Source organism: Mesorhizobium sp. WSM4819 (assembly GCF_055811215.1).
Genome location: NZ_JBVVQO010000033.1, coordinates 13,643 through 31,498 on the forward strand (window position 1 = coordinate 13,643; position 17,856 = coordinate 31,498).

Genomic DNA, 17,856 nt, shown 5'->3' on the forward strand with positions numbered 1-17,856 from the left:
CCTCAACTTTTCCCTGCAGAATTGGGCCTTGAGTACAAAGAGCCGGGGAACGAATGGAAGCAGAAACAATGACGGAATTGACTGCGTGAATGGTGACGATAACGATCGGATGCTGTTTGCGACTGCGCTGGCGCGGCGCGGCGGCGAACTCGGCCTGCAATATTTCCGACAACTGGAGACACTCACAATCGAGAGCAAGGGTCATCAGGACCTGGTCTCCGAGGCCGACCGGAATGTCGAGACGTTCATCCGCCGGGAGCTTGCGGCGCAATATCCTGAAGACGGTGTTATCGGAGAGGAACACGCCGCACTCGCCGGCGGATCGGGTTACACATGGGTGATAGATCCAATCGACGGCACTGCCAACTTTCTGCGCGGCATCCCGGCCTGGACCGTCGTCATCGCCTGCGTCAAGGAGGGTGTGGCGGTCGTGGGCGTTATCCATGAACCCTCTACCGGCGAGACATTTTATGGACGCCGCGGCGGTGGCGCTTTCCTCAACGGCCGGCCCATCAAGACAAGCCCGACGAAGAGCCTGACGCAAGGCTCGGTCGGAACCGGCTTCTCCAATCGTCGTGAATCGCGCACCGTCGCCAAGCTGATCGATCTCCTGCTTCAGGAGGGCGGCGTGTTTTTCCGCAATGCATCCGGTGCGCTTATGCTTGCCTACGTCGCCTCGGGCAGGCTGCTCGCCTATGTCGAGGAGCATATGAATGCTTGGGACTGCCTCGCCGGCATGCTTCTGGTCGAAGAGGCCGGCGGGTCGGTCGTCACGCCCGACCCGAAAACGGTTCTCGAGGAAGGAACACTGGTCATCGCGGGCGGCAAGGGCGTGTTCGACAAGGTCCACGCGCTCTGCAAAGAGGCGTTCAGTCTGTGATCAGCACGGGTCCGCGTTCGGGAAAGCCGATGCTCACCGGCTGCCCCGCTCGAAACGCGGTATCGACATCCGGCGAGACCACGAAGACTTCGCCGAATTGCGTGGCAATTACGAACTCGAGGTGGCTGCCGACATAGGTCACTTTTTCAAGCGTCCCGGGCAAGGCGCCAGGCGCATTCGGCTCGCCAATCTCGAGGCGGCTCGGTCGCGCCGCCAGCATGGCCGGCCCCAGTTTGCGGCCGCGAGCCGGCAGCTTCAGCACGGCAGGTCCCAGATGCACGGTGGCGCTGTCGCCCTCGACCGACACGACCTCGCATTGGAACATGTTGGCTTCGCCGATGAAGTCGGCCACGAAAGCATTCGCGGGCTGCTCGTAGAGGTCGCGTGGCGTGCCGTCTTGGGCAATCACCGCATTGTTCATGACAATGATGCGATCGGAGACGGCGAGCGCTTCCTCCTGGTCGTGGGTGACATAGACGACCGTCAGGCCGAGTTTCTGCTGAATCTCGCGGATTTCCTCGCGCACGCGCCGGCGGAGCTTCGCATCCAGGTTCGACAAAGGCTCGTCGAAGAGCAGCACCTGCGGCTCCAGGACCAGCGCCCGCGCCACCGCGACACGCTGTTGCTGTCCGCCCGAAAGCTGGCTCGGCAGGCGGTCGCCGAAATTGAAGAGGCCGACCAGTTCAAGCCCGGCTCTGGCCCTCCCGGCCGTCTCCTTCCTGCCGAATCCGGAAAAGCCCAGGCCGTATTCGACGTTCTGGGTCACGGTCATGTGCGGGAAAAGCGCGTAGGATTGAAACACCATGGAGACATCACGATCGGTAGCCGGCAGCCGGGTGACGTCGGCGCCCCCGATCAGGATCTGGCCGCTCGTTACCATTTCCAGTCCGGCTATCATGCGCAAGGTGGTCGTCTTGCCGCAGCCCGACGGTCCAAGCAGGGTGACCAGCTTCCCGGCCTCGATGAACAGCGAGATGTCGTTGACGGCGGGCGCCTTGCTCTTGCCGTAGATCTTGGTGACATTCCTGAATTCGACTGAGGCGGCATTGCCGCGAATTTCGGCCATCATCCGCCTCCCGAGATCGCCGGCTGTGGACGCGCCACGACCGCCTGGCTGACATTGGTGCGCGACTGCGCCAGATCGCCGTCGAGACCGCGCCGGCCGATCATGCGGCTGCCAACGGCAAGCTGCATCAGACCGATCACCGCCAGCATGACGCCGATAAGGACGGCGGAATAAGCGATGGCGACGCCATATTCGTTATTCTCGACGCGGCCGACGATATAGCTGGTCGACATGTCATACTGGGCGCTGACCAAGAAGATGATGGCGCTGATGGCGGTCATGGCGCGAACGAAGGAATAGACCAGCGCGGCAAGGATGGCCGGCCGCAGCAGCGGCAGCACCACTTTGCGGAAGGTCTGCCAGGAGTTGGCTCCCAGAGTGAGGGACGACTCGTCGAGGCTGCGGTCGATCTGCGACATCGACGCGACACCGGCGCGGACCCCAACCGGCATGTTGCGGAAGATGAAGGAGAGCACCAGGATAATGCCCGTGCCGGTGAGCTCGATCGGCGGCACATTGAACGCAATCACGTAGGAGACGCCGATCACGGTGCCGGGAATGGCGAAGGACAGCATCGTCGCGAATTCGAAGGTGTCCTTGCCGGCAAAATTCTGGCGGACCAGCAAATAGGCGGTCAAGAGTCCGATGGCCGCGGTCAGCGGCGCGGAGATGACAGCTATTTCCATGGTCGTCCAGAAAGAACTCCAGGCCGACCCGCGCCAGTGGATGCCGAACTCGTTCCAGCCGATGGAGAACGCCGTCACGTAGTGTTCAAAAGTCAGAGAGAAATCCACCCCCCACAGCTTGACGAAGCTGCCGTAGAAGATCGTCACGTAAATCAGCAAGGTAAACAGCGTCCAGACGGCGGCGACCGCGAAGACGACGTTGCGCAATTTTGCCGGCAGATGCGAGTGAACGCCGGCGTCGCCTTTGCCGGAGACGGTCGTGTAAGACTTGTTCCCAAGCCAGAATCGCTGGGCGTAGAATGCCCCGAGCGTGAAGAACAGGAGCACGAGCGCGAGGATCGCCGCCTGCGCCTGGTCGTATTGCGCGCCGACGATGGCGAAGAAGATCTCGGTGGACAGCACATCGAAATTGCCGCCGAGCACCAGCGGATTGCCGAAATCAGCCATGCTCTCGATAAAGCCGAGCAGAAAGGCATTGGCCAGGCCCGGCCGCATCAACGGCAAGGAGACGGTGATGAATGTCTGCCAGCGATTGGCGCGCAGGGTCTGCGCGGCCTCCTCCATGGATGGGCTCACACCCTCGACCACACCGATCATCACCAGAAAAGCGATCGGCGTGAACGCGAGCACCTGGGCGATGAGCAGGCCAGGCAGGCCGTAGACCCATCGCGTCGGTTGGACGCCGATCAGCTCGGCGAAACCCAGATTGATGGCGCCCGAGAGGCCGAACAGAAGGATGATGGCGAGGCCGATGACGAAGGGTGGTGTGATGATCGGCAGCACGGTCAGCGCGCGCAACAGCGCGCCGTAGCGAAAGCCGGTACGGGTCACCACCAGGGCAAAGACAAGGCCGAGCGCGGTGGTCGTCACGCCGACGAGCACGGCGAGAAGGAGCGAATTCCAGGCGACGCCGCAGCGCGGGCCGCCGGTGAGGCAGCCGAGGCTCCAGAGCCGGTCGCTTGAGAGTTTCGCGAGAAAGACGGGAAGCGAATAGTCGCCCTCTTGCGTGAGCAGCGCGCTCCCCAGCATTTGACCGATCGGCATGAAGATGAAGACGGCGACAACAGCGACAACGAAGCCGATCGAGCCGGCGACGAATTCGTCGCCTGCCACCGCGCCGCGAGCCGCAAGCCCGAGGGTGAACAGGAACAGGAAAGCGCAGCCTACCAGCAGTGCTCCCCAGCCCATGCCAAACTGGCGGTCATCAAGCTCGCCAAACAGCGAGGTCAGCCATTGCCACTGGAAGCCACGCAGGCCAATGCCGAAGCCTTGAAGCAGGAAATAGGCGCCGCCGGTCGCGCCGACGGCGATCAGCAAAGAGCCAAAGAAGGGATCGGACTTGCGCCGCCGCCATAGCAGGAGCGGCGCGAGAAGCAGCGGGCCGATAGGGGCGAGCCAGAGTTTGTCGCCTTGCAGCACAAGGAAAAGCGCCGGCGCTACGTCATCGTCAAGCGGATAGCCGTCCAGCAGCCAGGACAGGGTGAAGAGATTGCTGTCCAACCCGTACCAAGGCAGCAGCGCATAGCCGAGCAAGCCGACCGCCGTCCACAGGACGACGGTCGGGTGAAGCGCGCTCGTGGCAGTGCGGACGCGCATGATCACTGCGGCAGGGTCGAGACCTCCGTATCCCACTTCTGCAGCAGGCGCTTGCGCTCGGCGCTCGATCCATACTTCTTGAAATCGTAGTCGATGAGCTTGATGGTCGACAGGTCGGGCGACAATTCGGACGCGGTGGCGTTCTTGTTCGACGGCAACTGGAACGACTTCACGTCCTTGGCCTTCGACTGCATCTCTGCGGTCAGCGCCCAGTCGTAGAACTGCTTCGCCGCTTCCGGGTTGCGGGCGCCCTTGATCAGCGACATCGAGCCGATCTCATAGCCGGTGCCTTCGCAAGGCGCCACCGTGACGATCGGGAAGCCGGCTGCCGTCTGCGTCACCGCATCATGCATGAAAACGATGCCGATGGTCGTTTCGCCGAGACCCGCGGCCTTAATCGGAGCGGAGCCGGACTTGGTGTACTGGTTGATGTTGGCGTGGAGCGCCTTCAGGTACTCAAAACCCTTGTCCTCGCCCATCAGCTGAACCATCGTCGCGAGCATTGTATAGGCGGTGCCCGATGAGTTCGGGTTGGCCATCTGGATATGGCCCTTGTATTCCGGCTTGGTCAGATCGGCCCAGCATTTCGGCTCCGGCAGGTTGCTCTTGGCCAACAGATCCTTGTTGTAGCCGAAGCCGAGCGCACCGGAGTAAACGCCGATCGTCTTGTTGTTGGCGGCTTCCGCCTGCTTGATCGCCCAGTCGTGCAGTTCGCCGCGCATCGAGGACATATATTCCTCGGTCAGTCCTTCCTCGGCGGCCTGGAGATGAGGATCGCCGGTGCCGCCCCACCAGACGTCGCCCTTTGGGTTTCCGGCCTCGGCGCGCACCTGGGCATATGTCTCGCCTGAGCTCTTGCGGGTCATATCGACGGTGATGCCGGTCTTTTCCTCGAAGCTAGTCTTGATTTGCTGGCACCAGGCCTCGTCGGCGGCGCAATAGAGGGTGAGGCTGTCGGCGTAAGCCGAGCTGGCGGCAGAGACGAGCATTGCTGCCGTTGCCGCCAGACGGACACAGGTCTTTTTCATGTGCGAATCTCCTCCCATTGTTTCGCCGTCTAACAAGTATCAAGCCTTGCTGCGGCGGCAACCAGATTGGGAGCTTTTGCGCCAATTTGCAAATCGAGTCGGCGGCGGCTGGAACAGCGGATCACACGTGGCGAAGAAGAAAAACCGATCAGGCAGGTTGGGGCAGTTCCGTTCCCCTCCAACACGACCAGGTCGCCCCGGTCTTTCGCAGATACGGCCAAACCGTCACTAATTCAGCGCGGCCCTCACGCGCTCCGCATCGCACTGCTTCATGCGAAACATGCCGGTATTGGTCTTGGCCTGCTCGACCGTCATGCAGACCGGCAGCCCGGCCTTGGCGGCGCTTTCGGCCAGTAGGGTTTCGTCCGAGAAGGCTGGATACGGAAACATGCTCTCCGCCGTCCAGTCGGGCTTCATTCGCAGCACCTTGGCCACGGCCTCGGCTGCTTCCTGGCTTTTTCCGAGTTGCGCGGCGCTCATGGCGACAAACGCGGCCTGGCTGGGAGACTCGCCGAACTGCTTCGCCGTCGTGTACGCTTCATCGAACTGGCGCGCCGCGAAATAGGTTTGCGTGATCGGAAAGTTCCACCAGGAGGGATAGCGCGGGTTGAGCTTCAGCGTCCGTTCCACAAGCTCCAGGGCGCGCTCCGTCTGCCAACCGGCGTAAGTCCAGGCCAGCTGCATCATTGTGTCGGCATTATTAGGACCAAACTGCAGCGCGAGCTTCTGATAGCGTTCAGCCTGTTCGCTGTCGTTCTGGTAGGCGTAGGCCACCGCCATCGTGAAATTTGCGGTGGAGTCGTTCGGGTCGAGGGCGAGCGCTCTTTCTGCATACTTCCGCTGGGCATCGACCCATGCTGGAAAGTCGATGACCGAGCCGATATCCATCTCGATCGCATAGGTGATCCCCATGTCGCGCACCAGCGGCATGAAATCGGGAGCGAGCTTCAGCCCTCTCTCGAAATACGCCCGCGCCTCGAGCTGACTCGCCACGGTCATCCTGTGCTTCGCTTCGATGCCCAGCAGCCAGTAATCATACGCATTGAGGCCAGTTGCATTCTTGCGTCGCGCCAGCGTGCGCTCGGCCTCCGTCACCTGACCTTGCCAGCCGGTAAGCGTGGTCGCAATTTTCTGCGTGATCTCGTCTTGGACTTCGAGCAGCTCCGCTGCGAGGCGATCGTAGCGTTCCGACCAGACATGCGCTCCTGTTTCGGCATCGATCAGCTGTGCCGTCACCCGCATGCGGTGCCCATCTACTTGCAGGCTGCCTTCCAGCACATATTTGACGTCAAGCGCTCTGCCGACCTCGCGCACATCGTGCGCCTTGCCGCGATAGAATTCGGCGGAGGTCCGGGCTATGACCGATATATCGCGGTAGCGGGCCAGATCGGTGATGATGTCTTCAGTCACGCCGGTGGCGAAACGGTCCCACCTCTCGTCGCCGTTGATGTTTTCGAAGGGCAGCACGGCGATAGCCGGTGCCTCGGCGCCAGATTTCGTTGTCGGAAGGAGATAGGCGGCGGCTGCACCGATCAGGATCATGAGACCGGCGGCGAGGCCCAGCCAGGATTTGCTGCGTAGCCAGAGCAACCGAGCGCCGGCAACTTTCCTGCTATCTTCGACCGCCTTTTCCGCCTCCAGCACATAGCCGCGCTTCGGCAGCGTCCGGACGATCTCGTGCCGCTCGTCGCCGAGCGCTTTCCTGATCTCGATGACGCACTGGACAAGGCTGTCATCGGTGACGGCGAGGTTTCCCCACACCGCCTGCATCAGTTCATCCTTGGTGACGATTTTTCCTGGCCGGGCGGCCAGCACCTTCAGCACCTCGGTGGCCTGCGGCCGCAGGGCTATAATATGCCCGCTCTGGTCCGTGATGGAGCCGCGCTGAAGGTCGACCGTGCGGCCGTTCAGGCGAATCGGCGTCAGCGCCGAACTGTCCATCGGAACGTTCCCCACGGGGGCGAGGCCGGTTGGGTCTCTTTGTGGTCAATCTACAGCAAAGGCCGCCGTCATTCCAGCAATCGTCGAGGATTTAGTCGGCGATCGGAAGATTTCGTCGGATTTTCGTCGGCCCATCGTGCTGCTCTCGTTACGAATGGCGCCGTCGGGCTCATCCTGCATGGAGTCGAGAAAAGAGGCGGAACGCAACGATTGTCTGTGTGCGTCCGCCTCTCCGGCGGATGGAGGAAATGACCATGACCAGACCTTTCGCAGCATTCGCATTCGCCGGCCTCGTCTGGACCGGGACCTCGGCTGCGGCCGAACTGGCGCCAGGCAACGGGCATAGCGTTCATCTCGCCGCCTTCGACGGCGTCGTCTACTATACGGTCGAGCGGGACGGCTACCGGATCGTGACAACTTTGGCATCCGGAGCAGACGCGCTGCCGCTGCGGGTGATCTCCACGCTCGCTCCCGGGCAGCGCACGACTATTTCCGTGCCCCAGTCGGCGGGCCAGCCGTCGATCGATTTCGAGATTCTGCGCGATGGTGATGCGCTCGTTGTCAGCGACGTCATTCCCGCTGCGGTGGTCGATCTCGTGGACGTGGCGCCGACCCCGCCGGCGTTGGGGAAGTGAGTGCTGCCGTAGAGTTCGAGGGGGAGCGCGCGGGTTCGTCGTGTATGCTTCAGTAGCTCTCGGACCGTCCGCTCGCGAGCGGCTTCGCTACCGCGGACCTACACCGCGGTGGGACACGACCGATTTGAGTTGTGTTTGACACGCGGGGACCAAGGCAATAGCGTGCTTGACTGGTATCAAAGGTATGCCAAGTGATTGGTGTTCAGATCAAGCAGCGGAAGCTTTCGGACGAGGTCGCAGAACACCTCGAGCGGATGATCCGCAAGGGAGAACTGGCCGAAGCCGAGCGGCTGCCGTCGGAACGGGAACTCATGCGGCAATTCGGGGTTGGGCGCCCCTCAATCCGTGAGGCGCTGCTGCATTTGAGCAAGATGGGCCTTGTCGAGGTGAGATCCGGCGAGCGTGCCCGCGTCACCCGCCCCACGCCCCAATTCGTACTCGACGCCCTCTCAGGCCCGGCGCGGCACATGATTTCGGCCCCGGGCGGGGTTCAGGACTTCCAGAGCGCACGTTTGTTTTTCGAGGTCGGGCTTGCCCGCAACGCCGCCGTGAATGCCAAGCCAGAGGACATTGAAAGCCTCAAGGCGGCGCTAGAGATGAACCGGCAGTCGATCGGCGACCTCACGCGCTTCGAACGCACTGACGTGGACTTCCATTACGTGCTGGCGGTGATCACCCGCAATCGGATCTTCACAGCTATCCATGCGGCGTTGGCCGAATGGCTGCTTGAACAGCGGCGGACGACTTTGGCCGAAGGTGAAGACCGCAAGGCCTACCAGGCTCATCGCGAAATCTTCGAGGCGATCGCCGCGCGCGATCCGGACGGGTCCGAAGCGGCAATGCGCAGGCATCTGGAATACGTGTCGAGGCGCTATCTGGAAATCGCGAGGCCCATGTGATGACCAGCTTCGTCGTCTGGGTCGATTTTCGCCTCAAGCCGGGCGCCCGAAACAGCTTCCGAAAGCTCGTCGACGCCAATGCGACCGCGTCGGTGCGCAACGAGATCGGCTGCCGCCGCTTTGACGTGACGGAGGCGCGCGGCGAACCGGACCGGGTCGTGCTCTACGAGATTTATGACAGCGAGGCTGCCTTCGACGAACACTGCCGGACGGCTCATTTCGATGACTTCAACACGCACAGCGCGCCGCTCGTCGACACCAAGTCGGTGACGATCTGCGATCTAGTTCTCGAGGCAACGCCTTGAACAAAGCATAGCCGGATTGTGCTCTTTGGGAGAAGGGGAGGAAATGCATGTCAGCGTCTAGTCTCAAGGGGTTGGCTGCGCACCGACGGGTCAAGCTCGGCACGCTCGTCGCCGAATTCGCGACGCCGGGAATCGGGCACATTCTGAAATCCGCCGGCTGCGACTTCGTCTTTTTCGATATGGAGCATTCGGGCTTCAGCCTGGAAACGGTGAAGAGCGCGATCCGCTATTTCGAGGCGGCCGACCTGCCGGTTATGGTGCGTGTGCCGTCGCAGGACTATCATTTCCTCGCCCGCGCCATGGACATGGGGGCTGAAGGTTTGATCGCGCCGATGGTGAGTACGGTCGAACAGGCGCAGCACATCATCAATTCGATGAAGTACCATCCTGCTGGCGCTCGCGGCGTAGCGCTCCAGATCGCGCATGACCGCTACCGTCCGGGCTCGGTCACAGATAAATTCGAAACGGCCAACCAGCGCTCGGTGTTCATCTGCCTGATCGAGACCGCCGACGGCGTCAAGAACATCGACGGCATCGCGGGACTGGATGGGGTCGACTGTCTGTGGGTCGGACATTTCGATCTGTCGGTCTCACTCGGCGTTCCCGGCGACTTCGCCCATCCCACCTTCACCGCGGCGATGGACAGGATCGTTGCCGCCGCCAAGAAGCACAACAAATCGCTTGGACGCCTGGTGCCCAGCGTCCAGCAGGGTCACGACTTCTACGCGCAAGGCTTCGATTTCATCTGTTATTCGGGTGACGTCTGGGTGCTGCACGATGCGATGGCTGACGCGGTCTCGAAGATCCGGGCCGGGTGCGAGTGAGGCGGAGGAGACGATGGCCAACGCAATGTTCAGGGTGGCGCTCTCCGGTGATTTCCGCAAGCCGGACGGCGCGCCGACCTATCCCGACTTCGACCTGGAGCCGCTGCGCAATGCGCCCGGCATCGAGATGGCGTTCCTGGAATCGAACAGTCCGCTGCGCGGCGATCAGCTTGAGGACTTCGATGCACTGATCCTGCTCACCCATCGCTTCGATGCGACCAGTGTCCCCAAGAGCGGCCGCCTGGCCGTCGTTGCCCGTTTCGGAGTCGGCTACGATACCGTCGACGTCGAGGCCTGCACCGCCGCCGGCATCGCCCTGGTCATCACGCCCGATGGGGTGCGGCGGCCGGTCGCCGTATCCGTCATCACCTTCATGTTGGCACTGACCGGCAAACTGCTCACCAAGGACGCGCTGACCCGCAAGGGGTCTGCCGGGTTCAATCAGCGTTCGGAACATATGGGCGTTGGACTCGTCGGGCGTACGTTGGGGTCGCTCGGCATCGGCAATATAGGCGCCGAGGTCTTTCGCCTGGCCAAGCCCTTCGACATGAAATTCGTCGCCCATGACCCATTCGCCGACAGCAAGGTCGCTGCCAACCTGGGTATCGAACTGGTCGGGCTGGAGGATTTGTTCCGCCGCGCCGATGTGCTGTCGGTGAGCTGTCCGCTAACGCCTCAGACCCTCCACATCGTCAATGCCGAGCGGCTCGCCCTGATGAAGCCGACGGCTTACCTGATCAACACCGCGCGCGGTCCGATCGTCGACCAGGAGGCGCTGACGAAAGTGCTGCAGGAGCGCCGCATCGCCGGCGCCGGGCTCGACGTGCTGGAGCAGGAGCCGCCGGATGCCGACGATCCGATCCTCAAGTCCGACAACGTTATCCTGACGCCGCACGCGCTCTGCTGGACCGACCAGTGTTTTGCCGGAAACGGTGCTGCGGACGTCAAAGCGGTCATCGAGGTGCAGCACGGCCGCGAGCCGCGCGGCGTGGTCAATCGCGAGGTGCTTTCAAGCGAGGCATGGAAGAGACGGATGGCCGGTTTCGCCGCCCGCTTCGGGACATAGGAGTACGAGCATTCGGCGCGCCGCCGCGCCTTCGCGGCGGCTTCACGAGAGGAATGCTCGACCGCCGCGCCCGCGGACGAGTGAAGGCAAACGAAAATGGGAGGACCAAGCACTATGAACGATCATGAAAAACGTGACTTTCAGGCAGGCCTCGAAGCAGAGGTCGACGCCTTTATGCGCGGCGAAACCACCCGCCGAACTTTCATAACCCGCTTCGGCCAAGTGACCGGCATGCTGGCGGCGTCTGGACCGATACTCGCCATGATGACGGATTGGGCGCTGGCGCAGCAGAAGCTCGAACTGGCAGACGCCGCTTCACCGCTCGGCCAGGCGCAGGCGGCGGCCATGAAGGCGTCGATGGAAGGCCCTGCGGATGGTTCCGCCTTCCGCGCCGTCGAGGCGGCCAAGGCGCATTCGGGCGTCACGCTGAACATGACCTACGAGGCAGGCCTGCAGGCCCTCGATCCGCGCAATTTCAGTGGACCGATGTGGGAGCAGCTTACGGGCATGAAGTCGAACGTGGTCGAACTGTCGAACCCGGACCAGTACTCCAAGGCGGTCGCCGAGCACATTGCCGGCTCCGGCGCCTATGACGTCCTCGACATCTCGCCAGCCTGGACGCCGTCGCTAGCCGATGGCGGCGTCATCGCACCCCTCGACGATTACATCGCCAAATACATGAACCCGGCCGACCTCGAGGACTATCATCCGCTCTACAAGGCGCTGCCGACCTACAAGGGCAAGATCTGGGGCTTCTTCGACGACGGCGACATGTTCGCTCTCTACTATCGCAAGGACATCTTCGAGGACCCCAAGATGGTGGAGGCCTACCAAGCCAAGTTCAACGCCAAGCTGGCGCCGCCGAAGACCTGGGAGGAATATGCTCAGATCGCCCAGTTCATCACCGACCAGATGGCGCCGAACGTTTATGGCGCAGGCCATTTCCGCAAGGCGGGCAGTCCCGGCAACCAGTTCGACTTTCTGCAGCAGTACCGCGCCAACGGTGGAAAACTGTTCGGCGACGACATGAAGGCCGGCTTGGTTTCGGATGCCGGTGTGAAGACGCTGCAGAACATGATTGCAGCCAATGCGGCGTCAATCCCCGGCAACAATGAACTCGACGCCGTCTCGCTGTGGGCGGCGTTCCTGACCGGCAAGGTAGCGATGATCTACTCCTGGCCGCCGTCTGGCCGCATGGCCGCGAACTATTCGCAATCGGCCACCGCAATCAACTTCATCCCGCAATCACAGATCGCCGGCAAGGTCGGCTATGCGGTCGTGCCCGGCAACCCTGAACATGCAACCGGCTACAACAAGGCGCTGTCGGCGGATTCGGCGAACCCCGAAGCGGCCTACCTGTTCATGCAATGGGCCTGCTCGCCGCCGGTCTCGCTGGCGCGCTGCATGCTGCCATACGCCCTACGCGATCCCTACCGCATCTCCCACTTCAAATCCGAGCTTTACGGCGCGCTGTTCCCGAGCGCCAAGGAGTATCTGAGCAATCTCAACAACTCGGCCAATGTCGGCCTCCTCGACCCGATCATGCCCGGCGCGCAGGACTATTTCCTGAGCATCGACCGCATGTGCACGGCTGTGTGGGCCGGTGCGGATCCGAAGGCGTCGCTAGAAACAGCGGCGGCCGAGTGGAATGAGACGACCGACCGGCTCGGCGTCGATTCGCAGAAGGCATTCTACACCGAGTTCCTGAAACTGCCGGGCGCTACTGCCGACAATACGGTGGAGAAGCTCGGCATGGCGGTCAGTCTCTGAGCTCGGCCTGCATCAGGGACGCCGGCCGGTATTCTTGACCGAAATCGGTGTTGCGGGCGCTTGGTCCGCAACACCTCGTCGCAACCGCCAGGCAGGTTTTGGGATGTCATCGATGCAGCATACCGCAACCATCAGTCGCTTGAAGGCCGCTGGAGCCCCGCCACGACTGTCGGGCTTCGCACAATGGGCGGACCGCCACTTCAAATGGCTGCTGGTGGCGCCCGCAGTACTGCTGATCCTGGCGCTGTCGGTCTATCCGCTGCTGTTCTCGCTGGTCGTGTCTTTCATCAATTATGATTTCCAGGTGCCGGGCCACGCCTTTGTCGGATTGAAGAATTTCGAGCGCGTCGTGTTCGATCCCGTCGCGCGCTGGTCGCTGTTGCTGACAGCGTGGCTGTCGGGGATCAGCGTCGCTATCGAATTCGTTCTCGGCCTTCTGGTGGCGCTGACCATGGTTCGCAGCTTTCCGGGCCGCGGCGTGATCATGTCGATCCTGATCGTGCCGCTGTTCATCAGCCCGGTCATCGTGGGCCAGGCCTGGACGCTGCTGCTGCAGCGGCCTTTCGGGCCGACCAACTACATTTTGACGCAACTTCTGGGACAGGAGGTGACGATCGGCTGGATGACCGAATCGCCATGGCTCTACGTTTCGCTGATTATCGCCGATGTTTGGCAGTGGACACCGTTCATGTTCGTCATCCTGCTCGCCGGGCTTACCGCCATTCCCCCGAACCTTTACGAGGCGGCGGAACTCGACGGGGTCAATGCCTGGCAAGCGTTCTGGGCGATAACCCTGCCACATCTTGCGCCAATGATGCTGCTGGCGTTGACCTTTCGGCTGCTCGATGCAATCCGCATGTTCGATACTATTTTCATCATGACCGGCGGCGGGCCAGGCACGCGGACCTACACCGCCTCCTACTATCTCTACACCGTCGGCTTCACCCAGTTCCATCTGTCGCAGGCGACTGCCGGAAGCTGGTTGTTCCTGATCTTCACCGCGCTCGTGGTAATGCTGCTGGTGCGGCGGCTTTTGAAGACGGAGCCGGTCTGATGGCGGCCGTCGCGCCTGTCCGTCGCCCGAAACGCCGGTCGATACCGGTCGGCCGCATCCTGCTGCTCGGCTTCTTCCTGGTCTTCGTGTTGTGGCCGCTCTACTGGATGTTCAACACCTCGATCAAGCCGAGCGACGACTATCTCACCGTGCCGCCGGTCTGGTTCCCAACCGCACCCACCCTTGTCCACTATGAAGCTGCGCTGTTCGCCTATCGCGGCCTCGACGGGCTGATCAACAGCCTGATCATCTCGCTGTCGGCAACGGTGCTCTCGGCCCTGTTCGGCACGCTGATGGCTTACAGCCTGGCGCGCTACAACACCGGCGGCCAGCATCTGTCGTTCTGGGTGCTGTCGCAGCGCTTCCTGCCGCCCATCGGCATCGTGCTGCCGGTGTTCCTGATCTACCGCGGCGTTGGCCTCTACGACACGCATATCGGCCTGATCATCGCCTATACAGTGTTCACGCTGCCGGTGTCGGTATGGATGATGTTCGCTTATTTCCGCGGCATGCCGAAATCGATGGAGGAGGCGGCCCTTGTCGACGGCTGCACGCGCTGGGAGGCGTTCTGGCGCGTCGCCGTGCCGCTCGCCGCGCCAGGCATCGTCGCGGCGGCGGTCTTCGCCTTCATCGCCTGCTGGACGGAGTTCTTCTTCGCGCTGATTCTGACCAGCCGCACTGCTTTCACGCTGCCAACGGTTTTTCGCGCCTTCATCGGTTTCCAGGGCGCGCAATATGGCGAGGCGGCAGCCCTGGCCATCGTCTCCCTCGTGCCGTCGATCGCGCTGGGAGTACTTGCCCAACGACATCTCGTGCGCGGGCTCACGCTCGGCGCTGTTCGCGGATAGAAAGGGTCGGTATGGCCGAAGTCAGGATCACCGGCTTGCACAAGCGCTACGGCGCCTTCCATGCCGTGCGCGGCATAGACCTGGACATGCGCGACGGCGAGTTCACCGTGCTGGTCGGCCCATCCGGCTGTGGCAAGAGTACGCTGCTGAGGACCATCGCAGGGCTGGAGGAGAGTTCGGAAGGCACGATCGAGATCGGCGGCGAAGTGGTCAACGATTTCCGACCGCGCGACCGTGACGTGGCGATGGTGTTCCAGGACTATGCGCTTTATCCCCACATGAACGTGGCGAAAAACATTGGCTTCGGCCTGAAGGCGCGAAAGATGCCGAAATCGGAGGTGGAGGCGCGCGTCGCCGAGGCGGCGCGCATGCTTGGCATCATCCCGCTGCTCGGGCGCTTTCCGCGCCAATTGTCCGGCGGGCAGCGCCAGCGTGTCGCCATCGGCCGCGCCATCGTCCGCAGCCCGCGCATTTTCCTGTTCGACGAGCCGCTGTCCAACCTCGACGCGCAGCTTCGCGACGAAATGCGCGGCGAGATCAAGCGCCTTCACCAGGACATTGCCACAACGATGATCTACGTCACCCATGACCAGATCGAAGCGATGACGCTGGCTGACCGCATCGTGCTGATGCGCGACGGGATGATCGAGCAGCAGGGCGCGCCGCTCGACCTGTTCGAGCGCCCCGCCTCGACCTTCGTCGCTGGCTTTCTCGGTTCGCCGCGCATGAGCTTCCTGCCGGGCACGCTGAAGTTGGACGGCAGCGCTGCCGCCATCCGGCTCTCCGAGGCGCTGCTTCCGGTCGCCCCCGGCAGGAGCCTGAATGGCGCCATTGACGGACAGGCGGTGCTGCTTGGACTGCGTCCAGAACATCTGACGCGCGCTCATGCTGCGACACCTGCGCAGGGCACGTTTCGCTACGACGCAACGATCGACCTGCTGCAGCCGACCGGCTCGCGCAGCTATGCCACTTTCCGCTTGGCCGGCGCGCCGGTGATGGCGGAACTGCAGGCGCACGACGTCAGTCGTCCCGGCGAGAGGCTGCCGATCGACATCAACATGAACCGGGCCTCGATTTTCGACGCCAAGACCGAGAGAGCGATTTGACCACGGCAGCATCTCGAGCAATCCGCTTATGTGGGACCGAACAGGTCGATCCGCAGTTGCGGACACTGCTCGCGGGACCCTTGTCGGTCGAGTTTGACAATGGGGCGATACGCTATGTCCGCATCGGCGGGATCGAGGTTCTGCGCGGGATCTCATTTCTCGTACGGGACGAGAACTGGGGAACCGAGACGCCCATTCTCGATGACCTCCAAATCGATGAAAAGCGGGATGCGTTCAGCGTCGCCTACCGTGGAACATGCGCCGGTGCGTGCGGTCGGCTGGTCTACCAGGCGCGGATCGCAGGCGGGAGCGACGGTGCGCTGTCGTTTGTGGTGGAGGCAGAGCCCGAAACTGACGTATTGACCAACAGAACCGGCTTTGTCGTGCTGCATCCGATCGAGGGTTTGGCCGGCAAGCCGGTAAAGGTGCTGCACGAGGACGGTCGCGAAAAACTCTCGCTTTTTCCGGATTACATCGATCCCAGATGTCCGTTCACCGACATTCGCGCGCTTTCGCACGAGATCGTGCCTGGGATCTGGGCCACATGCACCATGGAAGGTGACGCCTTTGAGATGGAGGATCAGCGCAATTGGTCCGACGCCTCCTACAAAACCTATGTCCGTCCCCTGCGTCGCCCGTGGCCCTACAGATTGCCGAAAGGCGAGAAATTCACGCAGGCCGTCCGACTTCAGCTGTTGGGAACGCTCCCTCCCGGGTCTTCCAAAAAACCCAATCCATCCATCAACCTGACGATCGGCAGAGCCATCGGTCGAGTGCCCCGCATTGGCATCGGCGTCGCTGCCGACGAGGCGAAGCACGCGCTTGAAGTCCCCGAGTTCACTCGACGATTGGCTCCGCGGTGGATGGTCTGCCAAGTCGATCTCCGGTTCGGGCACGGCCAGGATGAACTTGAAAGTTACACCGCCCTGGCACAATTGACCGGCGCTGGCGTCGTACTTGAGGTCATCACCAAGGGCACGCTCGATCCCTTCGGTGAATTGGCGCCTCTCGCGGATGCTGTCCAAAGCCTTCGCCTCAATCCAGAAGCTGTCTCCGTCTTTCCGGCGCAGGACATGAAGTCGGTGCAGCCGGGAGCACCGTGGCCGGCGATGCCCACCTTCGAGCAAAACTACGCCGCCGCCCGCCGGGCTTTCCCGGGGGTCCCGCTGGGCGGCGGCATGGCGGCATACTTCACCGAGCTAAACCGCAAGCGTCCGCCAAACGGAGCGCTCGACTACGCAACCTTCACTACCTGTCCAAACGTGCACGCAGCAGATGATGTCTCCGTGATGGAGACACTTCAGGCTATCCCCCATCTGATCCGCTCTACCCGTGCTTTCATGGGCGACCGCTTGCCTCTGCGTATAGGTCCCAGTCAGCTAGGCTGCCGCGAGAACCCCTACGGCAAGTCCACTGCGCCGAATGAAGCGAACGGTCGCGTCTGTCTGAGCCGCATCGATCCTCGGCAGCGCGGCCTGTTCAATGCGGCCTGGACAGTCGGCTATTTCGCGGCCTGCGCGCGCGAGGGAATCGAGGCCGTCGCATTCGGCGACGTCACCGGCCCGTTCGGATACGTCTACAGAAAGGCCGATTTCGTGCAGCCGTGGTTTGACCAACAGGATGGCCGAATGGTGTATCCCGCTTTCCATGTCATGGCAGGCCTATCAAAACTCAGCGGGGCCACCCTGCTATCCGTGGGAACTTCCGGAGCTGACAGCATCGCGGCTATCGCGGCCGAAAAAGCCGGGCGCACGACGCTGTGGCTCTCGAATCTGACTGCCAGAAAGCAATCAGTGCAGCTTTCGGATACGCCGATCAGCGCCCGCATTGCTCTTCTTGCTGCCGAACAGTTCGAGCGGGCGGCAGCCGATCCGAACTTCATGGAAAGTCCCGGAAGACGGTTGGATGACCGATTCATCTCTCTTGACGCCTACGCCGTGGCGCGAGTCGATCTCCACCGTTCGTCTTCGACAGAGCCCGGTGGACGGTAGATTGTGGGGGAATGTAGCCGAGAACAGAGTCAACGTCCGCTCTGGCGTTCAGTGTCGGATGTCCGTTATGGCGCTCTTTGCTAGTTCCCGCCGACCAGTTCAAGCAGCAAGGTTCTCGCCTATTGGCGGCAGCCAGGCTGATTGAGTTTGAGCCCAATCTT

The 17,856-nt window shown here is 62.3% G+C and carries 15 protein-coding genes; 11 read left to right on the forward strand and 4 right to left on the reverse strand.

What is annotated here, in order from left to right:
• Positions 1–109: 109 nt before the first annotated feature.
• Entirely contained in the window at positions 110–880 is a 771-nt protein-coding gene (locus AC0L18_RS24550; protein WP_473494590.1) for an inositol monophosphatase family protein, read from the forward strand.
• Here the strand turns inward: AC0L18_RS24550 and AC0L18_RS24555 are convergent.
• The 4 genes from AC0L18_RS24555 to AC0L18_RS24570 form a co-directional block, all read right to left on the reverse strand.
• The gene (locus AC0L18_RS24555; protein WP_473494542.1) at positions 870–1,946 is read right to left on the reverse strand and encodes an ABC transporter ATP-binding protein; all 1,077 of its coding nucleotides are present in this window, start codon (positions 1,944–1,946) and stop codon (positions 870–872) included. The genes AC0L18_RS24550 and AC0L18_RS24555 overlap by 11 nt on opposite strands.
• Positions 1,946–4,228: an ABC transporter permease gene (locus tag AC0L18_RS24560; RefSeq protein WP_473494543.1), complete on the reverse strand. Its 2,283-nt coding sequence runs from the start codon at positions 4,226–4,228 to the stop codon at positions 1,946–1,948. The genes AC0L18_RS24555 and AC0L18_RS24560 overlap by 1 nt, the downstream gene beginning before the upstream one ends.
• A 2-nt stretch (positions 4,229–4,230) precedes the next feature.
• Positions 4,231–5,256, reverse strand: a complete 1,026-nt coding sequence (locus AC0L18_RS24565; RefSeq protein ID WP_473494544.1) for an ABC transporter substrate-binding protein — start codon at positions 5,254–5,256, stop codon at positions 4,231–4,233.
• 228 nt (positions 5,257–5,484) lie between these two features.
• Positions 5,485–7,197, reverse strand: a complete 1,713-nt coding sequence (locus AC0L18_RS24570) for a winged helix-turn-helix domain-containing tetratricopeptide repeat protein (RefSeq protein ID WP_473494545.1) — start codon at positions 7,195–7,197, stop codon at positions 5,485–5,487.
• A 254-nt stretch (positions 7,198–7,451) separates the two neighbouring features.
• Between AC0L18_RS24570 and AC0L18_RS24575 the strand changes: the two genes are divergently transcribed.
• The 10 genes from AC0L18_RS24575 to AC0L18_RS24620 all read left to right on the forward strand — a co-directional run bounded on the left by AC0L18_RS24575 (position 7,452) and on the right by AC0L18_RS24620 (position 17,695).
• Positions 7,452–7,832: a hypothetical protein gene (locus AC0L18_RS24575; protein ID WP_473494546.1), complete on the forward strand. Its 381-nt coding sequence runs from the start codon at positions 7,452–7,454 to the stop codon at positions 7,830–7,832.
• A gap of 191 nt (positions 7,833–8,023) precedes the next feature.
• On the forward strand, positions 8,024–8,731 hold the full coding sequence (nanR, locus tag AC0L18_RS24580) for a transcriptional regulator NanR (protein ID WP_473494547.1): 708 nt from the start codon (positions 8,024–8,026) through the stop codon (positions 8,729–8,731).
• Positions 8,731–9,036 (forward strand): putative quinol monooxygenase, encoded by a 306-nt coding sequence (locus tag AC0L18_RS24585; RefSeq protein WP_473494548.1) that lies wholly within the window; start codon positions 8,731–8,733, stop codon positions 9,034–9,036. Before nanR ends, AC0L18_RS24585 begins: the two co-directional genes overlap by 1 nt.
• A gap of 47 nt (positions 9,037–9,083) precedes the next feature.
• Positions 9,084–9,860 (forward strand): HpcH/HpaI aldolase family protein, encoded by a 777-nt coding sequence (locus AC0L18_RS24590; RefSeq protein WP_473494549.1) that lies wholly within the window; start codon positions 9,084–9,086, stop codon positions 9,858–9,860.
• 13 nt (positions 9,861–9,873) lie between these two features.
• Positions 9,874–10,926, forward strand: coding sequence for an NAD(P)-dependent oxidoreductase (locus tag AC0L18_RS24595; protein WP_473494550.1), 1,053 nt, complete (start codon positions 9,874–9,876; stop codon positions 10,924–10,926).
• Between the two features lie 114 nt (positions 10,927–11,040).
• Entirely contained in the window at positions 11,041–12,696 is a 1,656-nt protein-coding gene (locus tag AC0L18_RS24600) for an extracellular solute-binding protein (protein ID WP_473494551.1), read from the forward strand.
• Positions 12,697–12,808: 112 nt separating this feature from the next.
• On the forward strand, positions 12,809–13,750 hold the full coding sequence (locus AC0L18_RS24605) for a carbohydrate ABC transporter permease (RefSeq protein ID WP_254026370.1): 942 nt from the start codon (positions 12,809–12,811) through the stop codon (positions 13,748–13,750).
• Positions 13,750–14,598: a carbohydrate ABC transporter permease gene (locus tag AC0L18_RS24610; RefSeq protein ID WP_128246859.1), complete on the forward strand. Its 849-nt coding sequence runs from the start codon at positions 13,750–13,752 to the stop codon at positions 14,596–14,598. Before AC0L18_RS24605 ends, AC0L18_RS24610 begins: the two co-directional genes overlap by 1 nt.
• 11 nt (positions 14,599–14,609) lie before the next feature.
• Positions 14,610–15,704 (forward strand): ABC transporter ATP-binding protein, encoded by a 1,095-nt coding sequence (locus AC0L18_RS24615; RefSeq protein WP_473494552.1) that lies wholly within the window; start codon positions 14,610–14,612, stop codon positions 15,702–15,704.
• The gene (locus AC0L18_RS24620) at positions 15,701–17,695 is read left to right on the forward strand and encodes a D-apionate lactonase family protein (RefSeq protein WP_473494553.1); all 1,995 of its coding nucleotides are present in this window, start codon (positions 15,701–15,703) and stop codon (positions 17,693–17,695) included. Before AC0L18_RS24615 ends, AC0L18_RS24620 begins: the two co-directional genes overlap by 4 nt.
• The last annotated feature ends 161 nt before the right edge of the window (positions 17,696–17,856 follow it).